Genomic DNA, 25,607 nt, shown 5'->3' on the forward strand with positions numbered 1-25,607 from the left:
TTTCATTTTACTCTTTGTCTAAGTTAAAATCAACCGATAGTGCGATTGATTAAATATTCCCAACTTTCTTTCAGCTTCATGAAATCCACTTCTTGTTTATCCTTCCCATAAACATGTTGCTCATAAACAGCCGTTAGCTTTTGCATTTCATCTGTTTCTAAGGATGCATCCACACGTTCGGCAAACATGTGCAACGTTTCTCCATCTCTCATACGCAGTCCAATACGTGATAATTGCTTCAGAAGAATATGATAAGAGGAATCAAAGGTAGACCAATCGGCAGTCTTTTTACGATATGCTCGCACATGCATTTTAGGCAGCCATGTTTTGCGCTGCAAGTATAATGCAATCCCACTAATCAGTAATAATATTAAACCAATTCCCCAAACATAAGCGAACTTCTTCATCCATGCCCAGAGCATATCCAGACTAAACGTTGATTTACTTTGCTCTTTATTGGACACTTGTTCCTGCTGTTGTGGCTGTTCAGGTTTTTGCTCTGGCTGTAGAATTTCTTCCTGTTCTGATGTATCTAATGGTATATCATAATCAATGTTAGCATTGCCACTAAAGCCTATTGTAGGTTCAAACTCCATCCAACCTGTCCCAGGTATATATGCCTCTACCCATGAGTGTGCGTTGTCATTGGTAATTCGATACTCTCGCAGACCATCTGTCATTGGCCCTGCCGTACCAGGCGCAAAACCTTTGACCCAGCGAGCCGGTATGCCTATTGAACGCAAAAGCACTACCATTGACGTTGAGAAATTATCACAATACCCTACTTTTGTATCAAATAAAAACTGATCGACATAATCTTGATTTTCTGCTGGAATAGCCGCTTGGGTTTTATCATACCTAAACCCGTTTGTCCGAAAATAACCTTCCACTGCCTTAATTTGATCGTAAACCGTAGTTTCATCCTGTGTTATCGCCAACGCCAAATCTCTTACCCGTTGTGGCAATTCCACTGGCAACTGCATAAAGCGATCAAAAGATAAATCTAACGTTTCAAGTGTGGCTGGCAGAGATAATTGCAACTGTTCCATACTATAGACTGGCTCACTATATGATAATGTATAGTTTGATAACGATTTAGATGTATCATTCTGCTGCTCTATAGTCATCCGTTCCGTCTGCTCATCCTGAATAAATAATGTGGAATCTTGTGCCGAAACAGATAATAAACCATATGTTTGGATTAAAAATGGCATCGAGGCCGCAATGTCCAATTGAATTTGACGCTCGTTTTCAGGTAATCCCACTTGTAATGAGGTCATAATCGGCGCATTTGACTCATATACATTTTTCCCAAAGTTCCCCTCTGACAAAATCCATCCCTTTGAGGTATAAGTATCCTTCGTTTCAACACGCCAATAATGACGATCACGAGAAGAAGCAGTAAAAATTAATGTATTATCTCCTTGGAAAGGTCCACCTAATTGACTATCGTCTTGACCATAGCCGACTGATTTCATGCCTGCTCCATTCCCATCTTGCCCAGTAACACCTTGGATAAATGGCACAGGGTCTGCCCATGTCGGCCCTGTCTTTGGTAAAAAGAAGGCGATACTACCAAAAAGTATTACGGAAACAAGCATCGGAATAACAATTTTCCATTTTCCAAACGCATTGCTCGTTGCACCCGCTTGAAGCCATAAACGTTTGACAAATAGGACACCTGTCATCATTAATCCTAGTATAACCACTTTAACAATAGCTGTTTTACCATTGTATTCACTAAACGTATCTAACGTAGCAATAAAGAATACTGTCATGACAAAAAAGTAAAATATATTTTTCCGCACGGAGACCCAATGGTGAATTAAGTAAACAAGCATCCATATTAATACTAGAAATAGCACTGTTCTAAAAGCATCGGATACTAGTCCAAAATCACCTGAAATAATGGCGGCCATATTGCCTTTCCATTCTGCTAATAAGAAGGATATGGTCTTTCCAGAGAGCACTGGGCTTTCGCTATAAATAAAGACAATACACCAAATAATATAACCTAACTTTACAATTCCTGATAATACAGGATGCACTCGGAATAAACTTAAAGCTAGAGACAAGCCAATAAAGACTAGGAAGAGATGAAACCCTCCTGTATTAGTTAATTGCATAATGGGCATTAGCCATTCACGCAATATAAAGAAAACAATAATATAGGCGACTGCCAACTCTAAAAATTCTCCTAACGACTGTTTCACGGCTTCATCACCCCCGTGAAAACATGATAAAAATCTGTTGGATCTACATAGACCATTTGAATATGTTTATAACGCAACGTAACCTCAGATTGCACAGGTGGCTGTTTTGTCACGACAAAACAAATACAACTTTTCACTATATTCGCAAGAGTATGTAGGAATTCATCTGATACTTCATTAGTTACATAAAGCAATGTCGCAACTTGCTTAAAGGCTTGCTGGTCATAAAATCGAAATTTTACATTCTCAGTAGGTTTGATAGCTGCCAAATGATACATAACCTGATCTAACTGCTTTTCACCTTGTATAACCGGAAACACCTTCGTCATTTCTCCAGCAGCAATAAAGGAAATATCACCAAGTTCCTGCACGATCATATTGAGCATAGATGCAACTAGTTCAATCTTATCCTCAAATAACGTTGATTTCTTGGCATCAAGCACTAACATTAACTCAGAGGATTGTCTATCCTCAAATTCCTTCGATTGTAAGGTTTGGGTTTTTGCGAAAGATTTCCAATGAATCCAAGAAAAACGATCCCCTGGAACATATTCTCGTAATCCAACAGACATAGTAGTATCCTTAACTATGGAATAAGGGGACATCATTGGCCCAACATCATATTTTGTTTGCAGTGCCGAATATTTCATTTCTCTGAGCCTTGGATAAACTAAAATAGTTTGTTCTTTCTCAGCCACAACCATTTTTTTGGCCCAGCCAAAAAAATCATAGAAAGCTATCGTAACACCCAAATAACGGTGTTCACCACGAGGCATATTTACTAGTTCATAATGCCAGTTAAATTTTTTTCTAAAGCCAACAAATTTGATAGCAGCTGAACTTTGTAGCTTGGCCTGTACTAATCCCTCACTATCTACAAGTTCCTCCATCATCATATAAGCAAAAGGGAAACGTGTTTTTCTCTCGACCGAAATCGTTACCTTCGCTGACTGACCACGTTCTATGTGTGAAGGTTCAATTTTGCGCTCTACTACTAGGATACTTTCCCTAACAACAAAGAAAAATAAGGCGTACACTAAAAATGGACTTACGGTAAAAAACACAAACCAACTAACAAAACCACCTTGGAACATTGCATAACAAAATGTTACAACCATTAAGAAAACCACTAATAGGAAATGTTTACTTTTCTCCAAAAAAGCTTTCCATTGCCTCATTGTTCTGCAAACCTTTTTGTTGGTACTGGCGTTTTGGCAATGATCCGTTCAATAATTTCATTGGCCGTTACATTATCGTAGCGAGCATCTGGTTTTAAAACTAGGCGATGACTGAAAACAAAAGGTACAAGGTATTGGACATCATCAGGTATGACATAGCTGCGCCCTTTCATAAACGCGTAAGCTTGCGAAGCCTTCATTAAGGCTAATGTAGCCCGGGGACTTACTCCTAAATAAACATAGCTGTTTTCTCTAGTTTGAGTAGCAAGCTCCACCATGTAATTTTTTACTGAATCTTCAACGTACACTCCTTGAACAAGCTCTTGTAATTCAATTAATTGAGCTACTGACAATACAGCGTCGATCTTTTCAATTGCTTTGCCATTTTCCGCTCGACGTAAAATTTCTACTTCTTGCCCTCTAGTAGGGTAGCCCATCTTTATTTTCAACAAAAAACGATCAAGCTGGGCTTCCGGCAATGGATAAGTACCTTCGTGTTCTATCGGATTTTGCGTGGCCATTACAAAGAAAGGCTGATTAATGGCAAGTGTTTTACCATCAATAGTAACAGATGCTTCTTCCATCCCCTCTAGTAAAGCTGATTGCGTTTTTGGCGAGGTACGATTAATTTCATCAGCTAAAATAACATCGCCCATTATCGGTCCTGGACGAAATTCAAACTCCAAAGTCTTTGGATTATAAATAGAGATTCCCACTACATCGGAAGGTAATAAATCTGGAGTAAATTGAATTCGTTTAAACTGTGCATCAAAGGATTTGGCTAATGAACGAACCATCATTGTTTTCCCAACACCAGGCACATCCTCTAACAATACGTGCCCCCTCGCTAATAAAGCAACAAGGCTCAGCTCAGCCACCTCTCTCTTTCCAATCATTACTTTCTCTATATTTTCTAGCACATTTTGTATTTGAGAATTCATAAATAAAAAAACCTCCATTCCACCGAACAATTGTGTGAATTGCACGATAACTTATCATAAGCATATCGAAATATGTCTAGTAAAACAATTATCAGAAACTCCTTCCCTTTGATAACACTTAATAAACAAGGCTTGTTTGAACATAGTCAAACAAGCCTTGTTTATTATACAACGTCACTAATCATTAGAATGTTACAATTCTAATCTTTTTAACCATATCTCTTCCAAAGATGTAGAATTTTCTTGTGTAAAAATTTCAGTGATCGGACCAGAAATAATAATTTCCCCATCATGTAAAACTAATACATCATCTGCTATTTCTTCAGCAAATGACAGCAAGTGAGTAGAGAATATGACCGTATTTCCTTTTTTCTTTTCCTCTATCATCACATGTTTCAGTTGTGCTATCCAAAATGGATCAAGACCATTTGTCGGTTCATCCAAGATTAGCAAGGATCCACTTCCAAGTAAACTTTGCGCAAGATTTAATCGTTGAAGCATCCCTTTAGAGAACTGTTTAGCTGGTTGATTGCGAACATCCCACAAGGAAACACGCTTCAATATACGCTCTTGCTCATCTTGATCTACTTGTTTTAAAGATGCCAGCAGTTCAAAAATTTCTGCCGCCGTTAGCATGATTGGAAAATTTACGTCATCAGGCATATAACGAATTACTTGCGGTTTATGCCATATCATTTCTCCAGACTTTTTCTTTTCTTGTCCCGTTAGTAAACGGATCAACGTACTCTTCCCAGCTCCATTGCCCCCAACCAATGCTAGAATTTTACCCGAATGTAGTGTAAAGGTAGCTTCTTTTAAGCCTCTACCATTTCCATAGACATTGGCTACATTTTTTGCTTCTAATAGAATCATCGCTTTGGGTCCTCCTTTAAAAACTTCGTAGCCAGTATAAGTGGTAGAATGATCCAAAGAAGCGTCACTATCACATACATCACATGACCCTCAGGTGAGGAATAAAATTTCGTTACACCATAAAATGCTGGACCAAGCACACTAGCCTGATGGGTGAATATAAAATAACCAAAGCGTAGCCATTCTACTGGATTAATATGTATCGATATAATGGTAAGTTTTTGTAAAACATGACCCGCTACAACTGCACCAAGAGCCATTAAAGCATAAGAAATGAGCAGTAAAAAAAAGGACCATACAACAAGTGACAGGGCTAGTGCAAATAATCTTGTTTTAGCCATTGCCCCCAGTACAATACCCAATGAGACAAATATAAAGATACATAATAACGTAAGGATTACTAAAATAATCGGTAACTGTACGCCATCCAATAGACCACCTAATGCTAAGACAACACCAAACGCCACAAGCACTACTAATAAAAAAGCAAGTGATATAGCCACATACTTCCCTATAATATATTGCGCTATTTTCATGGGATATGTTTTTAATAACGAAAACCAACCAGATTCTATATCGCCAGCTAAACTCATACTTCCAATGGTGATAATGAATAAGGGCAATAGAAACAATAACACATTTAAAAATGATGCTGTTTGACGTGTAAAGCCCTCCATATCAGGTAATGCCATTCGTTGAATGACTATAATGGCTACAAATACAAATGTAAACAGAAAAGCTACTAGTTGCATCCAATGGCTTCTTAAAATTTGCTTTAGCTCTATTTTCACAAACATCATTTATGAATCCCCCAATTAAACGTCAGCAAATCTTGATAGGCTAATAATTGCCCCTCTCCTTCATTGGTCATCCATTCCTGTGCCTCAGCCTCTGTCGCAAACGCAAGAACGCCATAGTTCATCGGCGTCCAATAGCCTGGATTATATACATAGGTAGCTTTATAAACATCAATCCATTCATTATTTGCTTTATTTTTAATATAGGCTGCGCCAATTTCACCCTCACCATTTAGCGTAAGATAATCCATCAAACATCCAATATCATCAAAAATCTTATAATCTCCATTTGTTAATACAATTTGTCCAGCATATTCTTGATGAACGATACTCATATTACAAATTTCACAAATATCTGTTTCACTGATAATATCACGTGGGTTATATACTTTTCCGCTGCAACCGCCCAATATTGTACTACATATAACTAGAATGGTTATCCACCTTATCATACTAACATTCCTCTTTTCCACAGCCAAAATCCACCCATAGTTACAACCAAACCAATAATGAATTGTAGGATGTTAATCGAAAGCCCCTTCTCTTTCGTATGGCTAATTAATCTCGGTTCGTTATCTACAAGTAAATTTTGTTCTGTCTTATTCACTTGCTGATCAAGTGACGTCAGGATCATAACACTCGGTGATGCCACAAAAAATTGATAAACTGGTTGTCTCACCATCCATTGACCAAAGCTCGAAACAGCTACATATGGAACATCTCCAAAACCATCTCCTGCAACATCTATCCCTCTATAATCATCATAAAAATTGCGAACTAATCGCAAACCTTGTTGGTCTGATCTTGCTGTCAATATATTTCCAGTAAACTGATTATCCTTTATAATAGAGTGCTTATCTACCTTTGTTCCTTCTAAGGCAGTCTGATTCATCTGAAACCGATTTTCTTGTATTTGTATAACTGAACATTTTTGCAATGCTACGCCCACCCGATTATTTTGAAAGCTATTTTTTCTTACCTTTGCCTGTTGAGTGTCATACATTAAAAGACCATAGCTATTGAAATCATTATGGTTTCTAACTGTATTACTGGCTATTTCTAAGTCAGTAGTCATCATTACCATAAGACCTGTAACATTTTGAAAATATGAATTGAAATCCACCTTGACATCACTTGAATACATAAAATGCGTCCCATATCGACTATTTGTCACTTCGTTTTGACGCACATCGATTTGTTTTGCTTCTTCTACATATATTCCATCTTGCACAAGATCAATAGCATTGTGTTCAATAGCAATGTCCTCACTTTTAAACACAGCAACCCCATTGCCTTTTTCAGCATAATGTAACTGATTACCAACAATCTTGTTTTCAACTATTCGAATATGCTTAGAACGTTGAATATGGATACCCACTTGTATATTCTTTATCTCAATAGCTTTCAGTTTTAAATTCTCCGTTTCATTAACAACAATTCCTTTGTTTTTGGCAGAAATCATTATATTTTCGATAGAGACATTAGCCGTATGGTCAATTTTTAGTGCAGGTTCAGTATTTTGAGAATAAAGTTCAACCCCTTTTTCACCTAGGAGTTTAATCGGTTTCTTTACTATAAAATTTCCTTGGTAACGACCGGCAGGAATATGAACAATTTCTCCTGGTTTCGCTTGATCAATAGCCAATTGAAGATCAAACTCCGCATTCGCTGTTTGACTTGCCCATAGAAAAAACAATACGAACAAACATATTCGTTTCATCACGTTCACCACCTTATTCAGCATAAAAAGACTAGAGGAGAGCCCCCTAGTCTAGGCTTTTAATGGCCATGTCCCTCTTGCCCATGATTCATTTCATTTGAATGCATAGAACTAGAATCTCCACTTTCTTCCTTAGCCTTTTTTTCCATCATTTTCTTACGTCGTTCCAATGCGTCATCTTTAATTTTTTGTAGTTCTTCAACATAAGCATTCGGATTTTCTTGGATGTATGTATCTGCTTCCGCTTTGTTCACGAAGTAAATATAGCCCCAGTTCATCGGAGATTTCAGCTCTGTTTTCACAATTGTTACATCTTCGACCTTCGCCCACTCCTTCGTCACAAAATCACGGACGAATTTGGCATTTTTCTCTTCATTGGCAACCTCTGCATTTAACAAACAGCCAATATCATCATAAAATGCAATAGTTCCATCTTCTTTGATCGCTTGCGTTGAAAATACGCCCATCTCATGATCCTTCATGTATACCTTCATATTACACATTTCACAAACTGTATCTTCCTTTGGCTCTTGTAACCGTGAATCGACAAGCGAAGCAACTTGTACAGAATCATCCACTACTTCCGTTTCCATTTCGGTAGCATCTTGCTCTGATCCCTTCTCCTTTACCTGTGGTTTTTCGCCATTACATGCTGCAAGTAAAAATAATAATAATAATGCTGGTAACCATAATTTTTTCACAAATTTTTTCCTCCAATTTTAATTTTGTGTTGCCATATTCTACAATACAGATTAGTTGTGAAATTAGTAAAAAATCGAGGTGAAGATTTGGAAAAATTATCTTGAACATTCAATGAACATCTTCATTTCAAATAATTTGAATTTAGTGCTTCTTTTTCACTCGCATCAAAAACTCCCCACATGTTTAGCTGTGGGGAGTTTAGTCTTTATATGGAAGAACGGTAACTATTAAGTAACTTCTTTTGTCTGCTTAAACGACTAAGTTTTAACGCAGTTTCATTTAATTCGCGACGAATTTGCAAATCATTCGTACTATCCATATGGATGGGCGCAGTTTGCTGATGCTGTTTCTGTTGATTTGGTGTATTGATCGAACTGCGCTTCTTCTCTTTATTTCTTTGCAAACTATTTTTAAATAAATTTTGTGGATTTTGCCCAAAATTATGGCTAATATCACCTGCATGTAGATACTGATTTTCCTGACGAAAAACACTACTTGTCGTTGCATTTACTCTAGAAGTCCTCATATTAAGTTACCCTCCCTTACATTTTATAATCCTTATAGGTAATTATATCGACATTATATGATGATATTTAACAACATAGAACCAAATTGCATAAAAAAAGAGAGAAAAGAGCTATTTTCAAAAGTGAGATTCACTTTTATAACCCTTTTCCCTAATTTTACTTCCAAAAAACATCAAATATTGTAATAGGCATATGGCGTTTATGTTGTGAACGCAAATAATACCCTTCTAGTAATTGGCGAGGTTCTTCTGGGATTTCCTTTCCCTCTAAATAATCATCAATTTGATCATAGGACACACCAAGAGCCACTTCATCTGGCAAAGATGGACGATTTTCCTCCAAGTCTGCTGTTGGTACCTTCGTATAAAGATGCTCTGGACAATTGAGTTCTGCCAATAACTGCTTCCCTTGTCTTTTATTTAAACGAAAGATTGGCATTAAGTCAGCTCCTCCATCACCAAACTTAGTATAAAAACCTGTAATAGCCTCTGCCGCATGATCCGTTCCTAATACAACTGCTCCATTCATTGCAGCAATCGAATATTGCACTTTCATACGCTCCCGCGCTTTTTCGTTCCCTTTGACAAAATCATTCAGCTCAACACCCGCATTTGCTAGGGCCTTCACACTCGCATCGACAGCATCTTTTATATTAACTGTATAAGACCCCGTTGGCTTTATATAGTCGATAGCGTCCTGACAATCTTGCTCATCTGCTTGCACTCCATACGGTAAGCGAATCGCCCAAAATGAATATTTCATTTCACCAACTTCTTTATTCAATTCATCAACAGCTAGTTGCGCTAGTTTTCCTGTTAACGTTGAATCCTGACCACCAGAAATACCAAGAACAAATCCTTTTACAAAACTATAATGTTTCGCATATTCCTTTAAGAAATCAATGGATTTACGTATTTCCTCCTGCGCATTAATAGTTGGTTGTACACGTAATTCTTCAATGATCTGTTGCTGTAAAGTCATCGTTCCATCACTCCCTATTTACATTTGCTTAACCATGTTATGAACTTCTTCAATATTGCGCATTTTATTATCCCAGCATTTTTGACTTAAATCGACTGGATACTCTTCAGGATTCATCGCACGTTTATATTCATCCCATAGCAGCTCTAAATTTCCGGCTGCATAGTCACGCATTTCCTCAAGCGTTGGGTTTGTATAGTTTATTTCGCCATGATGAATCACATGCTGATGTAAATTTTTCGCTTCGAAATTCGTGACAAATTTAGATACAAACGTGTGAATTGGGTGGAACATTTTAATACGGTCCTCCTCCTGAGGATTTTCATCCTGCATCGCGATGTAATCTCCCTCTGCTTTGCCATTCTTTTTATCGATAATACGATATACATTTTTGAGACCTGGCGTTGTTACCTTTTCAGCATTCGCTGATATTTTAATGGTATCCTCCAATTGACCTTCACTATTTTCAATGGCAACCATTTTGTAAACAGCTCCTAACGCAGGCTGGTCATAAGCTGTAATAAGCTTCGTACCAATTCCCCACACGTCAACTTTTGCCCCTTGAGCTTTTAAATTTAATATGGTGTATTCATCCAAATCATTTGAAACAATAATTTTCGCATCATGGAAACCAGCCGCATCTAGCATGCGACGAGCCTCTTTTGATAAAAACGCAATGTCTCCACTATCTAAACGTATACCAATAAAATTAATTTTGTCACCTAATTCTTTGGCTACTTTTATAGCGGTTGGAACACCAGATTTCAAAGTATTGTACGTATCTACAAGAAAAACACAATCTCTATGACGCTTTGCATAAGAATGGAAAGCATCGTAATCATTTTTATACGCCTGTACCAAAGCATGAGCATGTGTGCCAGACACCGGGATGTTAAACAGTTTACCTGCTCGTACATTACTAGTGGAAGCAAAGCCACCTATGAATGCTGCACGCGTCCCCCAAATAGCTGCATCCATTTCCTGAGCGCGTCGTGTACCAAATTCCATGGCCACTTCATTTTTAATAATTTGTTTAATACGGCTAGCCTTCGTTGCTATTAATGTTTGATAATTAACGATGTTCAATAATGCTGTTTCTATAAGCTGAGCCTCCACTAATGGAGCTTCAATTCGAACAATTGGTTCATTGGCAAAAACAAGCTCTCCCTCTACCATCGAATACATATCACCTGTGAATCGAATATCTTTTAAATACTCAATAAAGTCCTCTTTATAACCAACTTCCTCACGTAAATACGTAATATCAGATTCACTAAAACGGAAATTGCGTAAATAATCCAGCATTCGCTCTAGGCCAGCAAATACTGCATAGCCATTGCCAAAAGGTAATTTTCTAAAATACAACTCAAAAATTGCTTTTTTATTATGTATCCCATCAGCCCAATAGGATTCGGCCATATTGATTTGATATAAGTCTGTGTGTAGCGCTAAGCTATCGTCTGCATAGTTTGATCTCACAAGAAACCCCTTCTTCCGCTTTGATAATTAGTCCTAGTATACACTATATACCCAAATTCTTGCGTATGACATTCTCACTCCTCCATGTTAGGTTTTCTAACATTAATAGTCAGAAAATTTAGAACTGTTCATATTTTAGACACAAATTTTAGTACCGCTTTCATTCCCATTCTGAAACCTTTTTCTCACGAATATTTCGAGAACAAAAATAATTCATGTAATAAAAACTGACACGAACTTCCAAAAAGTAATTGCACTCCTGTTCAAGGCAATTTATCATGTAAATTAAAATTACGCAAGGAGCTGGTACAGATGAAAAAAATCGAAGTAATCATTCGTCCTGAGGTTTTTGGAGCCGTTCGGGACGGTCTTGCACAACAAGGAATTGCAGGGTTAAGTGTCTCTGAAATCGCAGGTTGTGGTCGTCAATTAGGGCGGACTGGTTTATTTCGTGGTAATACGTATGAAATCGAATTTTTACCTAAATTGAAATTAGAAATGATTGTAGATGATAGTAAAGTGGATGGCATTGTAGAAATACTATTGCGTGAAGCAGCCACTGGCAAGGTTGGGGACGGGAAAATCTTCATTTATCCAGTAGAACAAGCGATTCGTATCCGAACAAAAGAAGTCGGATCAATTGCAGTAGAATAAGGGGGCGATATAGATGGAAGAAATAATATTATCGGTTAATTTAATTTGGGTGATGTTAGGCACAATTTTAGTCTTTTTTATGCACGCTGGATTCGCTATGGTAGAGGCAGGATTTACACGTTCAAAAAATGCTGTTAACATCATCATGAAAAATTTTCTTACCATTTCCCTAGGGGGAATTGTTTATTTTTTATGTGGCTATGCCATTATGTTTGGTGACACTGTAGGTGGTATTTTCGGCATAAGCGGCTTTGCTTTAAACGGAGTCGATGATCTTTCATTCTTTATTTTCCAAGCAATGTTTGCTGCAACAGGAGCAACTATTTTATCTGGCGCTGTAGCAGAGCGTACTAATATTTTTGCTTATATAGGAATTATTATACTAATGTCATTAGTTGTTTATCCAGTTGTAGGCCATTGGGTTTGGAGTGGTCAAGGTTGGTTGACTGATTTAGGCTTTGTAGATTTTGCCGGCTCGACAGTCGTTCATTTAACAGGTGCTGTAGCCGCTTTTGTCGCAGCAGTTATGGTTGGACCACGACTAGGTAAATATGAAAACGGTCGAGTAAATGTTATTACAGGTCATAGTATACCATTAGGAGCATTAGGCGTATTTTTACTATGGTTCGGTTGGTTTGGCTTTAATGGTGCATCCACTTTAGCTGCTGATCCTGAACTTGTTCCAAATGTCATTGCTAATACATTTTTTGCAGCGGCCGCTGGTGTCGTAGCAACCGCCTTCTATACGAAGTTCCGTTATGGCCATATTGACGGCTCCCTCACATTAAATGGTGCACTAGCAGGACTAGTAGGAATTACAGCAGGTGCAGCGAATGTCAGCATTATCGGTTCTATTATCATCGGCCTTATCGCCGCCCCATTACTTGTTGAAGGTGTACGATTCCTTGAGTGGAAGCTAAAAGTGGATGATCCAGTTGGTGCAATTGCTGTACATGGTATTTGCGGTGTATGGGGGACACTAGCAGTTGGATTATTTGATAGTAACGGTCAAGGTTTATTTTATGGTGCGGGCTTGAGTCTATTAGGCATTCAAGCAGTCGGTGTTATTGCTACAATAGCCTGGGTTAGTGTTTCTGTAACAGCTGGTATATTTATCATCAAAGCTTTTGTACCATTACGGGTAACGGCTGAAGAGGAAATTGCTGGTTTAGACGTTATAGAGCACGGAGCTCCGGCCTACGAATTCCAAGATATTTTCAAGAGTTCTGCTGTTCGAGGAGAAACCTTTGCACATCGTTTAACACATTTCGGTAAAACCCAAAGCAACGTACAACAAGAAGAACAACACATATAACCAAAAGAAAAATCTGCTCTGCCTTTAATAAAGTAGCAGGCAGATTTTTTTAGCAAACTAATGATGTTAAGCTTTCTCTAGTTCTAATAAAAATCGTTTTACATCTAGTCCACTACGAAAACCTGTTAATTGACCATTTTTTCCAATGACCCGGTGACATGGAATAATTGCTAAGATTGGATTTGCACCAATAGCACTGCCTACAGCCCTAACCGCTTTGGGGTTCCCAATACGTTCTGCGATACTTCCATACGATGTTGTTGAACCATAGGGTAATTCTTTAAGGGCGTCCCATACAGCTAATTGAAAAGGTGTCCCCTTCACATGGATAGGTACATCAAATTCTGTCAGTTCCTTATTAAAGTATGCTGTTAATTGTTCTTTATATGGTTGCAATTGCTCTTGATTTTCTTCAAAGCTATAACCTTTGAAAGGCTTTTTAGCCCACTCTTTAACCTCATCAAATGATGCATTAGGTGTTCCAATATAGGCAAGTCCATTATTTGAAGCCACAATGTACATACTACCTTGTGCAAACGTTAATGTATCAAAATACAATTTTTCCATTCCCTTTTCTCCCCATTTCTAAAATCTTATATTTAAACTGCATCTTTCCTTCATTTCATGCTACAGTTATTTTACTGACTATAGCAAAGGAGTTTCACTATATGAATACGCTATACGAGCCTGCCATTCACTTTCAACAAGTTCAATTCTCAGTAAATGACAAAATGATATTAAAGTCAATTACGGGGTCGTTTCCGAAAGGTCAAATTACCACTCTCGTCGGCCCTTCTGGTGCAGGTAAAACAACCCTGCTTAAATTATGTAATGGCCTTCTTTCACCGACAAATGGGCAAATACTTATTGATAATGAACCCATCTCAAATTATGAGCCCTCAGCATTACGAAGACATGTTGGTATTGCCCTACAAGCTGCTCCTATGATTGCTGGTACTGTTAAGGAAAACATTGCACTCCCGCGAACATTGCAAGGAAAAAAACTTTCTCAACAGGAGGCCATTCAATATTTAGAGGATGTTGGCTTAGATGAAAGCTTCTTATATCAATCCACAAATGAATTATCCGGAGGACAACGTCAAAAGGTTTCTATAGCAAGAACACTTATTAATCAATCCTCTATTTTATTATTAGATGAAATAACCTCCGCTCTCGATCGCCAATCAGTCAAGGACATTGAAAAACTCATCGTCACTATTAATCAAAAATACAATGTAACGATGATTTGGATTACTCACAATTTGCAACAAGCGTTAACAATTGGACACTACACATGGGTCATGATGAATGGAGAGCTAATTGAAACTGGCAAGAGTGCTTTACTTAAAGCACCAACGAACCCACGTGTAGCTGAATTTGTTCAGGGGGCTAACATATGACATATACGTCCTTATCACTGACATTAATATTTGTTTGCATCCCTTTACTGCTATCCAAAACATTAAAATTAGGACTTGAAAAAGATACACTTATTGCAACTCTTCGTTCAATAGTTCAATTGCTTGCTGTTGGCTATATACTTAAATTTGTCTTTGATGCAAATAGTTATATGTATATTTTTCTTATGGTAGCTTTAATGATACTAGTTGCTACGTTTAATGCTCGAAAAAAAGGAGAAGGTATTAAAGGAATCACCTGGAAGATTGCACTGACGCTTGTGATAATAGAAATTATTACACAAGGTGTCTTGCTGGGCTTCAACATTGTGCCAGCAACCGCTCAATATATTATTCCCATTAGTGGCATGTTAATTGGCAATTCAATGGTGTTATCCATTTTATTTTTAAACCGATTTACGGCTGAAATTACTAGCCATAAAGATCAAATGGAATTAATCTTGTCACTTGGAGGCACACCTAAACAAGCCGTTCATCGACAACTTATCAATGCCGTAAAAGCAAGTATGATTCCTACTATTGAAAGCCAAAAAACAATTGGCTTGGTACAGCTACCAGGCATGATGAGCGGTCAAATTATCGGTGGTGCCGACCCCATTCAGGCTGTACAATTTCAGCTTTTGATCATCTTCGCTCTTCTAACAACGGCAACATTATCAAGTATCATGATTGGTTTTTTAAGTTATCCTGCACTTTTTAATGAGCGTATGCAAATACTTGAAATGAAATAATTGTTAAGCAGATTTAATATAGTTTTAATAATTTATGATATACTAAAAAGAAAATGCAGTTAGGAGAATGACCATGTTATTACGCGATTTTTTCATCCATCTATCTGAAAACCAACTATTGAATAGTGCTGCAAAGAAATATGGCCTAAAATTAGGAGCACAAAGTGTAGTAGCTGGTACAAATATTGAAGAAACGATTGCAAGCATCAAAGAACTAAATGCACATAATATCTCTTGTACAGTTGATAACCTTGGGGAATTTGTTTCAAGTAAAGAAGAAGCAACTGCTGCAAAAGATAAAATCCTCTCTGTCGTAGAAGCTATTCATGAAAATGATGTAAAAGCACATATTTCATTAAAGCCCTCTCAATTAGGTTTAGATATTGATGTAGATTTCTGCTATGACAATCTGTATGAAATTGTTGAAAAAGCGGCTGCTTACGATATATTCGTTAACTTCGATATGGAAGACTTCGGGCGTCTTCAAACATCCTTTGATATGGTAGAAGAATTATCTAAAACATTTAGTAATGTTGGAACTGTCATTCAATCTTACTTTTACCGTGCAAAGGACGACATTGAAAAATTCAAGGACTATCGTTTACGTATCGTAAAAGGTGCTTATAAAGAGCCTGTTGAAGTTGCTTATCAGGATAAATTGGATATCGATTTAAACTTTATTGAGTTAATTGAATATCATTTATTACATGGTAAATTTACGTCCATTGCAACACATGACCATAATATTATTGCTCACGTTAAACGCTTTGTAGCTGATCATAATATTCCACTTGATAAATTCGAATTCCAAATGCTTTATGGATTCCGTACAGATATGCAAAAAGAACTAGCTAAAGAAGGCTATAACTTCTGTGTATACGTTCCATTCGGCGAAGATTGGTATGGTTACTTTATGCGTCGCCTAGCTGAACGCCCTCAAAACCTTAACCTTGTCACAAAACAAGTGTTTACGAAAAAGACGAATACAGTTCTTGCTGTAGCAGCAGGTGCATTCGTTCTTGGACGTTTAACAAAACGCAATAAATAAAACAGAAAAGAACCTTGCCGCAACCATGCGATAAGGTTCTTTTCTTATTTATTCCATCCTTTTTCTTTAAAGCGTGCGATGGCTTCAATACGATTGCCTACGTTTAATTTTTCTAAAATCGTAGAAATATAGTTACGAACGGTTCCAGCAGATAGGAATAGCTCTGCGGCAATCTCCTTTGTTGTTTTGCCCTCTGCCACAAGTGTCAGCACCTGGCTTTCTCGCTCTGTTAATGGATTCTCGCTATCATCCTCATAAACAAAATCAACGAGCTCTGGGGCATAAATCCGTTTACCATCCATTATCGTACGAATTGCAGAAACTAATTCTTCAATAGGGCTATCCTTTAATAAATATCCCCTTACACTAGCTTTTCTAGCACGCTCGAAATAACCCGGTCTAGCAAACGTAGTTAAAATAATGACTTTACAATCCGAGCCAGAGCCATGCATCTCTTCTGCTGCATCAAGGCCAGTTTTAACAGGCATTTCAATATCCATCACACAAATATCAGGCTGGTGCTCTTCAACAAGCATCACTGCTTCCTCACCATTTTTGGCTAAGCCAACGACCTCCATATCATCCTCCATACTAAGTAAAGAGCGAAGAGCGCCTAATAGCATCCCCTGATCTTCAGCAATCACAATTCGTATCATGTCACAAGCCTCTTTTCTATATGTTCTTCAGATTTTCTTTTACACTTTGATGCGTAATAGCCACTGGAATGGTTACCGATAATGTCGTTCCGTCAACACTTTCAATTTTAAAGGAACCATTGATAAACTCTAAACGCTCTCGCATTCCTTTTAACCCGTTCCCAGTCTTCCATGCTTGTTTTTTTGTAATCCCTTGTCCATTATCACGAACTACTAAGTAAACTTCTTTAAAATTTTGATGGAATGCTATTTCGCATTTTGTCGCACCACTATGTTTAACAACATTATTAACAGCCTCTTTTAAGCACATAGACAAAACATTTTCTACAAGTGGTGGCACTTGCAAGGCATTTTTATCGCCCTCAAAGACAAATTCCATCTCTGCTGCCTTTAGTATTTGAGAAATACGCATAAGCTCATCTTCAAATTTTGCTGTCCGCATGTCTGAAACCAATTCACGAACCTCTTTTAAGGCAATACTGGCAGTTTGGCGTATATCCTTAATCTCAACTAAAGCTTGCTGTGGATCACGCTCAATCAACCTTGATGCCAAATCACTTTTCAAACCGATCATAGACAATTTTTGCCCCAATGTATCATGTAAATCACGTGCAATACGTTGTCGTTCTTCAAAAACAATTAACTCAGCAATACGTTCATTGGCCGTTTCTAACTGTCCTTCTAGGTTCTCACGTTTGTTTTTGGAATAGATTGTTAGTGGTAAAAGAACAACAGCCAAAATAGTTAACACGACAAAAGGTAATTGTGATAAAAATAAGTGAAGCTCGACAAAAAAGCCAGCGCCTGTAGAAATGACTGTAAAGCCAATATGTAGACCGTACATGATATAGAAACCAACTGGTCTTCGTATATTTCCAATGAAAAATGCTGTAAAAATGGAAAGATAAACATAACCATATAAAATCGTCATGACAATATTAATAACCATTTCGAAGCTAATCCACATATATACAAGACCGCTTTTCGAATTCATGGAAAATCGATAAAAAATAAAATATAGCATTAAAAACGTAATGCCTATAGAGATTTCTATATAAGATGATTTTCTAAAAATAAAGAAAAACGGTAGAAAGCAAAAAATAATCCATAAATATATACTGAGCATAGGACTATTCGGAATAATACTATGCCATTTCCTCAACATAATCTCACGCTCTTTCCTACTTTTCCCTTATTATAACAAGAAAATTATTTTTTTGCCCATACATGCTTATTTTCTCGGCTATATTTAAAACAGCCATCTCTCTAATTGAGATGGCTGTTTCTAGCTAAGCGGCAATACTGCCTTTTGCTTTACGTTTTATAATTAATTCGACTTCTTTAAATGTGACAAATTTACTTTGCTCTTCATCATATAGCTTATAACGCAATGATTCTAAACTTGTACGTAAAGTAATCGTTGTCGCCGTATGTAATGGCGGCGTTTCATTATGAGCCTTTTCAAGATTATAGTTAGGTACACGAGGTGCCAAGTGATGAACATGATGGAAACCGATATTTCCAGTAACCCATTGCAAGATTTTCGGCAATTTGTAATACGAGCTACCTTCTACTGCGGCTTTCACATAATCCCACTCTGAATCATGTTCAAAGTAAGAATCTTCATAGGTGTGCTGAATATAAAATAACCAAATTCCTAAAGCACCCGCAATAAATAATGTTACACCTTGGACTAATAAAAACGCTTGCCAGCCCATAAAGAAGATTAAAGCGGCACAAACTCCAGCAATAACAATATTCGTTAAAATTGTGTTAGTACGTTCCTTTTGCTTTGCATCCTTACGATTAAAACGATTTAAAACAAGTACCATATATAAAGGTCCTAAACCAAACATTACAAATGGATTACGATAAAAGCGATACCATAATCGTTGTCCCTTTGAGGCTTGCATATATTCTTCCACAGTCATCATATCAATATCACCAATACCACGCTTGTCTAAGTTTGAGCTTGTTGCATGGTGAATTGTATGCTCACGTTTCCATTTTTCATATGGGAATGAAGTTAACACCCCAGTAAAAAATCCAACCCAGTCGTTTGCCTTTTTACTTTTGAAAAATGATCCATGTGTACAATCGTGAAAGATAATAAAAGTTCTTACGACAAAACCTGCTGAAATAACACTTAAACCAACTGTTAGCCAAGGTGAAACATCAACTAACAAGTAACCTGCCACCCACAAAGCAATTAACGGTACAATGGTATTAATCATTTGAAAAACACTTTTACGCGTGTCTGATTTAGCAAAAGGCGCTACATCTTGGCGTAATTTTTTTGTTTTTTCTTTTATTGTTGCCATCTTTTACTCCCTCGTTTCCTTTTTCTTATGACCTCATCATAAAATAAGAGTATAAGTCAGCAACAGACGCAAACATCACAAAAAGGATATGACATTTGTCATATCCTTTTATGAATCGGTCCAGTCAGATGTAGTTGATAGAACACAAGATCTAGCCATTGTTCAAACTTATAGCCTGCATTTTTTATGGTTCCTGCATATTCAAAGCCTAGTTTCTCATGTGCTTTAATACTACCAATATTTTCTCCATCTATACCTGCAACTAATGTCTTTACCCCTTGCTCCTTCGCTATCTCTATAAGCTGAAGCATAAGATTCGTTGCAATACCTTTTTGATAGTGCTCCTTATGTACATAAACGGAGTGCTCCATAGTATATTTATAACCCGGATAAGGACGGAATTGACTATAAGTTGCAAAGCCAGCGACCATCCCATTATCATCAAATACAAGCAACGGATTTCCTAATGCTTGCTGTTCCCTAAACCACTTCACTTTTTCATCTAAAGATTGAATTTCATATCGATAGACTGCTTTGCTTGTTAAAATTATATCATTATAAATTTCTAATACCTCAGGTATATCTTTTTCTTCCATCAATCGAATTATTTTCCTCACGTCCTTCCGACATTATCCTTATCTTCGATTGTAAGAAAAGAAGATATAGATAGACTTATCATTCCACTATCTATATCCTCAATTTTACGCCTTACACATTGAAATAACGAGCATCAGGGTGAGCAAAAACAATCGCCGATACAGATGCTTCTGGCTCCATCATAAAGCCTTCCGTTAAATGAACACCAATATCTTCTGGCTTTAGTAAACCAAATAATTTTTCTTGATCCTCTAAGTTTGGGCATGCTGGATAACCAAATGAAAAACGTTGTCCCTGGTACTTAGCCGCAAAACGATCGCGCATCGTGAAATCTGTCACATCTGGGAAACCCCATTGATCACGTATTTCTTGATGCATGCGTTCAGCAAAGCCCTCTGCTAATTCTAGTGCCGTCGACTGCAAGGCATGACTTTCAAGGAATTTGCCATCTTCTTTTAGCTGACGAGCTTTTGCCATAACTCCTTGCCCTGCTGTCACTACCATAAGGGCAATATAATCCATTTCTCCACTTTCTACCGTTCTTAAGAAATCAGCCAGGCATAAAAAAGGGTCTATCTGCTGACGTGGGAATGTAAAACGTTCAATTTCTGTCTTGCTATCCGCTGGATCATAAATAATTACATCATCTCCATCTGCTTGGGCAGGGAAAAATTGATATAAACCTGAAGGCTTTAATAAATCACTTTTTAAATAATCATCCACTAAATCTTTTAGCTCTGTAGCTCTTGGATCGCCAGCATCTAGTAATGGTTGCACTTGCCCTTTTAACCCCAAATGATGCCCCAACAATGTCCGCATATTCACATATGGATATAAATGAGAGACAGCGTATTCTTTCTTTACATGACGGCGTAAATCAGCAGGTAAAAAAACTGGTGCTTCCTTTACGGTACGCGCAGGTTTTATTGTGACCTCTTTGGCAGGACGAGCCGCTCTTTTTTCATCTGCCTCTAAACGTTTTTGTCGAGATTCCGCTATTTCTGCTAAGAAGTTTTCACGTGTCCCCTCACCCATTAGTAAATTTGCCTGCTCTAATCCTTGCATCGCATCCTTTGAATAAATAACAGGACCACCATATTCATCAGCAATTTTTGTTTCTGTAAAACGTCGAGAAAGTGCAGCTCCTCCTACTAAAATGGGTACATCAATTCCCGCTTCTTTGAAATCTTGAGCAGTAGTGACCATTTGCTGTGCAGATTTGACTAATAAACCTGATAATCCGATGAAATCTGGCTTTTCCTTGCGAATAGCTTCTATTAATTGAGCAGGCGTCACCTTGATACCTAAATCTACAACCTTATAGCCATTATTACTTAAAATAATATCAACAAGGTTTTTTCCAATATCATGCACATCACCTTTTACAGTAGCAAGCACCATTTTACCCTTACCAGCGCTCTCCTCGTTCTTCTCCATGTATTGCTCTAAATGGGCAACAGCAGCCTTCATCACTCCAGCAGATTGTAAAACCTCCGCTACGATCAGTTGGTTATCATTAAATAAACGACCAACCTCAGCCATCCCATTCATAAGAGGTCCATTTATGATATCAAGAGGTGTCTCAAATATTTCTCGGGCAGCCTCTAAATCAGCAATAAGTCCTTCTTTGGTCCCTTCCAATATATAGTAGGCTAAGCGACCTTCTACAGTTTTCGGAATATCAGCTTCCGTCTTTTCCTTCTTTTTGTCACGATAAAAATCGGTAAATACAGCTAATGTTTCATCATTTGTATTAAATAACAAATCATTGGCTAGTTTTATTTCTGCTTCTGGAATAGATGCGTACCGTTCTAGCTTCTCGGTATTTACAATGGCATAATCTAAACCAGCCTGTGTACAATGATAAAGATATACAGCATTGAGAACTTCGCGTCCAACCGGTGGTAAGCCAAACGAAATATTACTAACGCCAAGCACCGTTAAAGTACGAGGCATTTTTTCTTTGATGAGACGTATTCCTTCAATTGTTTCAAGTGCTGAGCCAATATATTGCTCATCCCCCGTTCCTACTGGGAACATTAATGGGTCAAAGATGATATCTTCAGGTTCAATTCCCCATTTTTCTGTTAGTAATTGATAGGAACGCTCAGCAATTTCAAGCTTCCGATGACGATCGACTGCCATCCCTGTCTCATCGATTGTTCCCACAACTAACGAGGCACCATACTTTTTCACTAATGGCAATACTGCATCAAATCGTTCTTCGCCATCTTCTAGATTAATAGAGTTAATGATGGCCTTTCCTTGCGAAAATTTGAGTGCCTCTTCAATAACCTTTTCGTCTGTGGAATCAATAACAAGTGGAACCTTCACTTTTTTTACGACCTCCTGCATAAAGCCACGGATATCTGCTAATTCATCCCGATCTGGGTTCGCTAAACAAATATCTATGACATGTGCGCCGTTTTTCACTTGCGCCCTTGCAATCTCAGCCGCTTCCTCAAACTTTCCATCAATAATTAAGTTTTTAAATTTGCGGGAACCAATAACATTTGTTCTTTCCCCAATAAATAACGGACGCATAGAATCATCGTATAGAAGTGGCTCGATCCCTGATACTACGTGACCATGCGTTTTTTCTGGTAGCTGACGAGGCTTTTCATCCTTTAAAGCTTCACGAATGGCCGCAATATGTGCTGGAGTTGTACCACAGCATCCACCTACAATATTGAGCCAACCTTTTTCTGCAAATCCTTTTAATTTTTGCGATAAAGATTCTGGAGACTCATGATAACATCCTTCCTCATCCGGTAAGCCTGCATTCGGATAACAGCTAATATACCCTGTTGACAGCTCTGCTAACGAGCGTATATGATCCGTCATAAATTCCGGTCCCGTTGCACAGTTTAAGCCCACTGATAGTGGTTGAATATGCTCCATGGAAATATAAAAAGCATCAATGGTTTGTCCTGCAAGAGTAGTACCCATAGGCTCAATCGTTCCAGAAATCATAACAGGTAGCTCTTTGCCAGTTTTCTCGAAAGCACGCGTTACCCCAAGGGTACCTGCTTTCACATTTAACATATCCTGACTTGTCTCTAGTAAAAGCACATCTGCCCCTGCTTCAATCAATGCCTTTGCTTGTACATAAAAATTTTCTTCTAATTCATCAAATGTAATACCACCTGTTACGGATAGTGTTTTAGTTGTTGGACCCATTGCACCAGCAACAAAGCGGGGCCAATCAGAAGTAGAATAATTATCTACTGCTTGGCGAGCAATCTCGACTGCACGTTTATTAATTTCCTCCGCTTTTGCACCCAGACTATATTCATTTAATACAAGTGGTGTTCCACCGAATGTATTCGTACAAATAATATCTGCTCCTGCCTCTAAGTATTTATGATGTATTTTTTCAATGACATCAGGTCTAGTTAGCACTAGATTTTCATTACACCCATCTAGCTCCTCCCCGCCAAAATCATCTGCTGTTAAGTTTTCATTTTGCAGCATTGTTCCCATCGCGCCATCAAGAATTAATATTCGTTTATCAAGTTGTTCTTCAATTAAGTGCTTAGCCATTTATACTTACCCCTTTTTTCTGTTCATCCAATTGCTCTATATATTTCATTAACTCTAATGTCACATCGTAGCGTAAAAATGGTGTAATGAGGTAAATTCCATTGAAATATTGCGCAGCCACTTCTACTAATTCCTTGGCAATTGCAATACCTTCAAGTGTGGCGCGTTCCTTATCTTCACCACATGCTTTCATTCTTGCTAAAGCATCTTCAGATAATTTAATACCTGGCACCTCATGATGTAAAAATTCAGCACTTTTATAACTCGTAACGGGCATAATACCAATATAAATCGGTGCTTGTAAATGCTTGGTTGCTTCATAAATTTCTATCATTTTTTCCTTCGTATACACAGGCTGTGAAATGAAGTAGTCTGCCCCATGCTCAATCTTTTTTTCTAAGCGTGCAACAGCACGATCTAAAACACGAACATTTGGGTTAAATGCAGCAGCCACAGAGAAATTTGCCTTTTTTCGGAGTGGTTTCCCTGAGAAAGAGACTCCCTCATTTAATTGTTTAATTAATTGGATAAGCTCCATCGAGGAGACATCATATACACTGGTGGCACCAGGAAAGTCTCCAACCTTCGTTGGGTCACCCGTAACAGCTAACACATCATGAATCCCTAATGCATTTAAGCCCATTAAATGCGATTGCAGGCCAATTAAATTACGATCTCGACAGGTAATATGAGTAAGAGGGCGTACACCATTCGTACTTTTCAATAAGGCACCCATTGCAATATTGCTAATACGTGGGGATGCCAATGAATTGTCTGCCATCATCACTACATCGGCACCTGCCTCATATAGTTGTTTGGCCCCTTCAAGAAATCCTTCTATTTCTAAGTGTCTAGGCGTATCCAACTCCACGATGACCGAGCGCTCACGTTTTACTTTTTCATGAAGTGGTTCATACTTAGCTGGCTCTGCATCACGAACAATCTCAATCTTTGCAGGTTTCGCATACTTTTCACTAACTGGTGATAGCTCCTCTAAATACTTCTTTGCGGCTGCAATATGCTTTGGTGTCGTACCACAACACCCCCCAATTAAGCGTACCCCTTGATCACGCAGCTCGACAGCAGCGCGACCAAAATAATCAGCCTCCGACTCATAAACAACACGCCCATCCTCTAAATCTAATAACGAAGCATTTGGATAGGCCGACATAAACGCCTTTTCTGGAAGTTCTACACCCTCAAAGGCTTGAATCGTATGATATGGACCTAGACGGCAATTGACACCTACTATATCTGCACCAAGAATCTCTAGCTCATGTAGTGCAATATTTAGAGACATACCATTTTGTAAAACACCAGGCTCATGCATAGATACTTGAGCAATTATCGGTATATTAGTTTTGGCGCGTAGCATTTTTAATGTTGCTGTTAATTCTTCAAAATCGTAATAGGTTTCGAGTAAAAGGCCATCTGGATTCCCTGCAAGTAGCACACTTGCCTGTTCTTCAACGGTCTTTAAAATGTCATTTAATGTGGCATCGCTTTTACGAATACCACGAATACCACCTATTGTTCCTAAAACAAATTGACCGCCATCTGCTGCTGCTCGCTTGGCAATAGTAATAGCTGCTTCATTAAATCGTTGGACACTCGATTCTAGTCCATAGCGAGCTAATTTAATGGCATTGGCACCGTATGTATTCGTTTGAATGATATCAGCACCAGCTGCAATGTACTCTCTATGAATCTTTTCAATTAATTCAGGTCTTTGAACATTCATTTCCTCATGGCAATACTCCAATCCATAGCCATACAACACTGTGCCTATTGCACCATCTGCCGTCAATACATGTGTTTTTAACCTTTCCAGCAATCCCATAAATCTAGCCTCTCTTCCTCTATCTCTGTATAATAAAAAGCCTTCTTTTATATAAAAAGAAGGCTTTAACGAC

23 protein-coding genes are annotated in these 25,607 nt (G+C 37.9%); 5 read left to right on the top strand and 18 right to left on the bottom strand.

Annotated features, from left to right (window positions below):
- Positions 1-29: 29 nt before the first annotated feature.
- The 11 genes from ACE1MS_RS19880 to ACE1MS_RS19930 form a co-directional block, all read right to left on the bottom strand.
- Complete coding sequence (locus tag ACE1MS_RS19880; RefSeq protein WP_036164153.1) at positions 30-2,213, bottom strand: DUF4129 domain-containing transglutaminase family protein; 2,184 nt, start codon at positions 2,211-2,213, stop codon at positions 30-32.
- Entirely contained in the window at positions 2,210-3,391 is a 1,182-nt protein-coding gene (locus ACE1MS_RS19885) for a DUF58 domain-containing protein (RefSeq protein WP_012291999.1), read from the bottom strand. Before ACE1MS_RS19885 ends, ACE1MS_RS19880 begins: the two co-directional genes overlap by 4 nt.
- Entirely contained in the window at positions 3,388-4,332 is a 945-nt protein-coding gene (locus ACE1MS_RS19890; RefSeq protein WP_012291998.1) for an AAA family ATPase, read from the bottom strand. Before ACE1MS_RS19890 ends, ACE1MS_RS19885 begins: the two co-directional genes overlap by 4 nt.
- Before the next feature lie 192 nt (positions 4,333-4,524).
- A complete protein-coding gene (locus tag ACE1MS_RS19895) occupies positions 4,525-5,205 on the bottom strand; it encodes an ABC transporter ATP-binding protein (RefSeq protein WP_012291997.1) in 681 nt (226 codons plus the stop codon).
- Positions 5,202-6,005 carry an ABC transporter permease gene (locus tag ACE1MS_RS19900; RefSeq protein WP_031416377.1) on the bottom strand — a complete coding sequence of 268 codons (804 nt, stop codon included), beginning with the start codon at positions 6,003-6,005 and terminating at the stop codon, positions 5,202-5,204. Before ACE1MS_RS19900 ends, ACE1MS_RS19895 begins: the two co-directional genes overlap by 4 nt.
- Positions 6,002-6,454 (bottom strand): nitrous oxide reductase accessory protein NosL, encoded by a 453-nt coding sequence (locus ACE1MS_RS19905; RefSeq protein WP_031416375.1) that lies wholly within the window; start codon positions 6,452-6,454, stop codon positions 6,002-6,004. The genes ACE1MS_RS19900 and ACE1MS_RS19905 overlap by 4 nt, the downstream gene beginning before the upstream one ends.
- On the bottom strand, positions 6,451-7,722 hold the full coding sequence (locus ACE1MS_RS19910) for a right-handed parallel beta-helix repeat-containing protein (protein WP_281487123.1): 1,272 nt from the start codon (positions 7,720-7,722) through the stop codon (positions 6,451-6,453). The genes ACE1MS_RS19905 and ACE1MS_RS19910 overlap by 4 nt, the downstream gene beginning before the upstream one ends.
- 59 nt (positions 7,723-7,781) lie before the next feature.
- Positions 7,782-8,423: a hypothetical protein gene (locus ACE1MS_RS19915; RefSeq protein WP_281486872.1), complete on the bottom strand. Its 642-nt coding sequence runs from the start codon at positions 8,421-8,423 to the stop codon at positions 7,782-7,784.
- Between the two features lie 206 nt (positions 8,424-8,629).
- Positions 8,630-8,950, bottom strand: coding sequence for a hypothetical protein (locus ACE1MS_RS19920; protein ID WP_012291992.1), 321 nt, complete (start codon positions 8,948-8,950; stop codon positions 8,630-8,632).
- Between the two features lie 157 nt (positions 8,951-9,107).
- Positions 9,108-9,932 (bottom strand): ammonia-dependent NAD(+) synthetase, encoded by an 825-nt coding sequence (nadE, locus tag ACE1MS_RS19925; RefSeq protein ID WP_031416370.1) that lies wholly within the window; start codon positions 9,930-9,932, stop codon positions 9,108-9,110.
- A gap of 18 nt (positions 9,933-9,950) precedes the next feature.
- Positions 9,951-11,411 (bottom strand): nicotinate phosphoribosyltransferase, encoded by a 1,461-nt coding sequence (locus ACE1MS_RS19930; RefSeq protein ID WP_281486871.1) that lies wholly within the window; start codon positions 11,409-11,411, stop codon positions 9,951-9,953.
- Positions 11,412-11,723: 312 nt separating this feature from the next.
- Here ACE1MS_RS19930 and ACE1MS_RS19935 point away from each other — a divergent pair, with 312 nt between their 5' ends.
- Positions 11,724-12,065 (top strand): P-II family nitrogen regulator, encoded by a 342-nt coding sequence (locus tag ACE1MS_RS19935; RefSeq protein ID WP_012291989.1) that lies wholly within the window; start codon positions 11,724-11,726, stop codon positions 12,063-12,065.
- A 13-nt stretch (positions 12,066-12,078) separates the two neighbouring features.
- Positions 12,079-13,380 (top strand): ammonium transporter, encoded by a 1,302-nt coding sequence (locus ACE1MS_RS19940; RefSeq protein ID WP_289449804.1) that lies wholly within the window; start codon positions 12,079-12,081, stop codon positions 13,378-13,380.
- Between the two features lie 66 nt (positions 13,381-13,446).
- Here ACE1MS_RS19940 and ACE1MS_RS19945 read toward each other — a convergent pair whose 3' ends face one another.
- Positions 13,447-13,947: a methylated-DNA--[protein]-cysteine S-methyltransferase gene (locus ACE1MS_RS19945; protein ID WP_447402579.1), complete on the bottom strand. Its 501-nt coding sequence runs from the start codon at positions 13,945-13,947 to the stop codon at positions 13,447-13,449.
- Between the two features lie 101 nt (positions 13,948-14,048).
- Here ACE1MS_RS19945 and ACE1MS_RS19950 point away from each other — a divergent pair, with 101 nt between their 5' ends.
- From ACE1MS_RS19950 to ACE1MS_RS19960, 3 genes are all read left to right on the top strand, one after another.
- Positions 14,049-14,780: an ABC transporter ATP-binding protein gene (locus ACE1MS_RS19950; RefSeq protein ID WP_036164149.1), complete on the top strand. Its 732-nt coding sequence runs from the start codon at positions 14,049-14,051 to the stop codon at positions 14,778-14,780.
- The gene (locus tag ACE1MS_RS19955; RefSeq protein ID WP_012291985.1) at positions 14,777-15,529 is read left to right on the top strand and encodes an ABC transporter permease; all 753 of its coding nucleotides are present in this window, start codon (positions 14,777-14,779) and stop codon (positions 15,527-15,529) included. Before ACE1MS_RS19950 ends, ACE1MS_RS19955 begins: the two co-directional genes overlap by 4 nt.
- Before the next feature lie 73 nt (positions 15,530-15,602).
- Positions 15,603-16,577 carry a proline dehydrogenase family protein gene (locus ACE1MS_RS19960; protein ID WP_012291984.1) on the top strand — a complete coding sequence of 325 codons (975 nt, stop codon included), beginning with the start codon at positions 15,603-15,605 and terminating at the stop codon, positions 16,575-16,577.
- 44 nt (positions 16,578-16,621) lie between these two features.
- Here the strand turns inward: ACE1MS_RS19960 and ACE1MS_RS19965 are convergent, their stop codons facing one another.
- The 6 genes from ACE1MS_RS19965 to ACE1MS_RS19990 all read right to left on the bottom strand — a co-directional run bounded on the left by ACE1MS_RS19965 (position 16,622) and on the right by ACE1MS_RS19990 (position 25,534).
- Positions 16,622-17,233, bottom strand: a complete 612-nt coding sequence (locus tag ACE1MS_RS19965; RefSeq protein ID WP_031416364.1) for a response regulator transcription factor — start codon at positions 17,231-17,233, stop codon at positions 16,622-16,624.
- 16 nt (positions 17,234-17,249) lie between these two features.
- Positions 17,250-18,398, bottom strand: coding sequence for a sensor histidine kinase (locus tag ACE1MS_RS19970; RefSeq protein ID WP_418903501.1), 1,149 nt, complete (start codon positions 18,396-18,398; stop codon positions 17,250-17,252).
- 124 nt (positions 18,399-18,522) lie between these two features.
- On the bottom strand, positions 18,523-19,554 hold the full coding sequence (locus ACE1MS_RS19975) for a fatty acid desaturase (RefSeq protein ID WP_012291981.1): 1,032 nt from the start codon (positions 19,552-19,554) through the stop codon (positions 18,523-18,525).
- A 98-nt stretch (positions 19,555-19,652) separates the two neighbouring features.
- A complete protein-coding gene (locus tag ACE1MS_RS19980; protein WP_031416360.1) occupies positions 19,653-20,162 on the bottom strand; it encodes a GNAT family N-acetyltransferase in 510 nt (169 codons plus the stop codon).
- Between the two features lie 100 nt (positions 20,163-20,262).
- The gene (gene metH, locus ACE1MS_RS19985; RefSeq protein WP_447402580.1) at positions 20,263-23,694 is read right to left on the bottom strand and encodes a methionine synthase; all 3,432 of its coding nucleotides are present in this window, start codon (positions 23,692-23,694) and stop codon (positions 20,263-20,265) included.
- The gene (locus ACE1MS_RS19990) at positions 23,687-25,534 is read right to left on the bottom strand and encodes a bifunctional homocysteine S-methyltransferase/methylenetetrahydrofolate reductase (RefSeq protein ID WP_031416357.1); all 1,848 of its coding nucleotides are present in this window, start codon (positions 25,532-25,534) and stop codon (positions 23,687-23,689) included. The genes metH and ACE1MS_RS19990 overlap by 8 nt, the downstream gene beginning before the upstream one ends.
- Positions 25,535-25,607 lie beyond the last annotated feature (73 nt).

This window comes from Lysinibacillus sp. fkY74-1, assembly GCF_053165895.1.

Bases quoted from the DNA above. Each gene is read 5' to 3' on its own strand.
- ACE1MS_RS19990 (WP_031416357.1), bottom strand. From the start codon at position 25,534: ATGGGATTGCTGGAAAGGTTAAAAACACATGTATTGACGGCAGATGGT.
- ACE1MS_RS19890 (WP_012291998.1), bottom strand. From the start codon at position 4,332: ATGAATTCTCAAATACAAAATGTGCTAGAAAATATAGAGAAAGTAATG.
- ACE1MS_RS19905 (WP_031416375.1), bottom strand. From the start codon at position 6,454: ATGATAAGGTGGATAACCATTCTAGTTATATGTAGTACAATATTGGGC.
- ACE1MS_RS19940 (WP_289449804.1), top strand. From the start codon at position 12,079: ATGGAAGAAATAATATTATCGGTTAATTTAATTTGGGTGATGTTAGGC.
- ACE1MS_RS19895 (WP_012291997.1), bottom strand. From the start codon at position 5,205: ATGATTCTATTAGAAGCAAAAAATGTAGCCAATGTCTATGGAAATGGT.
- ACE1MS_RS19965 (WP_031416364.1), bottom strand. From the start codon at position 17,233: ATGATACGAATTGTGATTGCTGAAGATCAGGGGATGCTATTAGGCGCT.
- ACE1MS_RS19910 (WP_281487123.1), bottom strand. From the start codon at position 7,722: ATGAAACGAATATGTTTGTTCGTATTGTTTTTTCTATGGGCAAGTCAA.
- ACE1MS_RS19960 (WP_012291984.1), top strand. From the start codon at position 15,603: ATGTTATTACGCGATTTTTTCATCCATCTATCTGAAAACCAACTATTG.
- ACE1MS_RS19975 (WP_012291981.1), bottom strand. From the start codon at position 19,554: ATGGCAACAATAAAAGAAAAAACAAAAAAATTACGCCAAGATGTAGCG.
- metH (WP_447402580.1), bottom strand. From the start codon at position 23,694: ATGGCTAAGCACTTAATTGAAGAACAACTTGATAAACGAATATTAATT.
- ACE1MS_RS19950 (WP_036164149.1), top strand. From the start codon at position 14,049: ATGAATACGCTATACGAGCCTGCCATTCACTTTCAACAAGTTCAATTC.
- nadE (WP_031416370.1), bottom strand. From the start codon at position 9,932: ATGACTTTACAGCAACAGATCATTGAAGAATTACGTGTACAACCAACT.
- ACE1MS_RS19900 (WP_031416377.1), bottom strand. From the start codon at position 6,005: ATGATGTTTGTGAAAATAGAGCTAAAGCAAATTTTAAGAAGCCATTGG.
- ACE1MS_RS19970 (WP_418903501.1), bottom strand. From the start codon at position 18,398: ATGTTGAGGAAATGGCATAGTATTATTCCGAATAGTCCTATGCTCAGT.
- ACE1MS_RS19920 (WP_012291992.1), bottom strand. From the start codon at position 8,950: ATGAGGACTTCTAGAGTAAATGCAACGACAAGTAGTGTTTTTCGTCAG.
- ACE1MS_RS19885 (WP_012291999.1), bottom strand. From the start codon at position 3,391: ATGAGGCAATGGAAAGCTTTTTTGGAGAAAAGTAAACATTTCCTATTA.
- ACE1MS_RS19945 (WP_447402579.1), bottom strand. From the start codon at position 13,947: ATGGAAAAATTGTATTTTGATACATTAACGTTTGCACAAGGTAGTATG.
- ACE1MS_RS19955 (WP_012291985.1), top strand. From the start codon at position 14,777: ATGACATATACGTCCTTATCACTGACATTAATATTTGTTTGCATCCCT.
- ACE1MS_RS19935 (WP_012291989.1), top strand. From the start codon at position 11,724: ATGAAAAAAATCGAAGTAATCATTCGTCCTGAGGTTTTTGGAGCCGTT.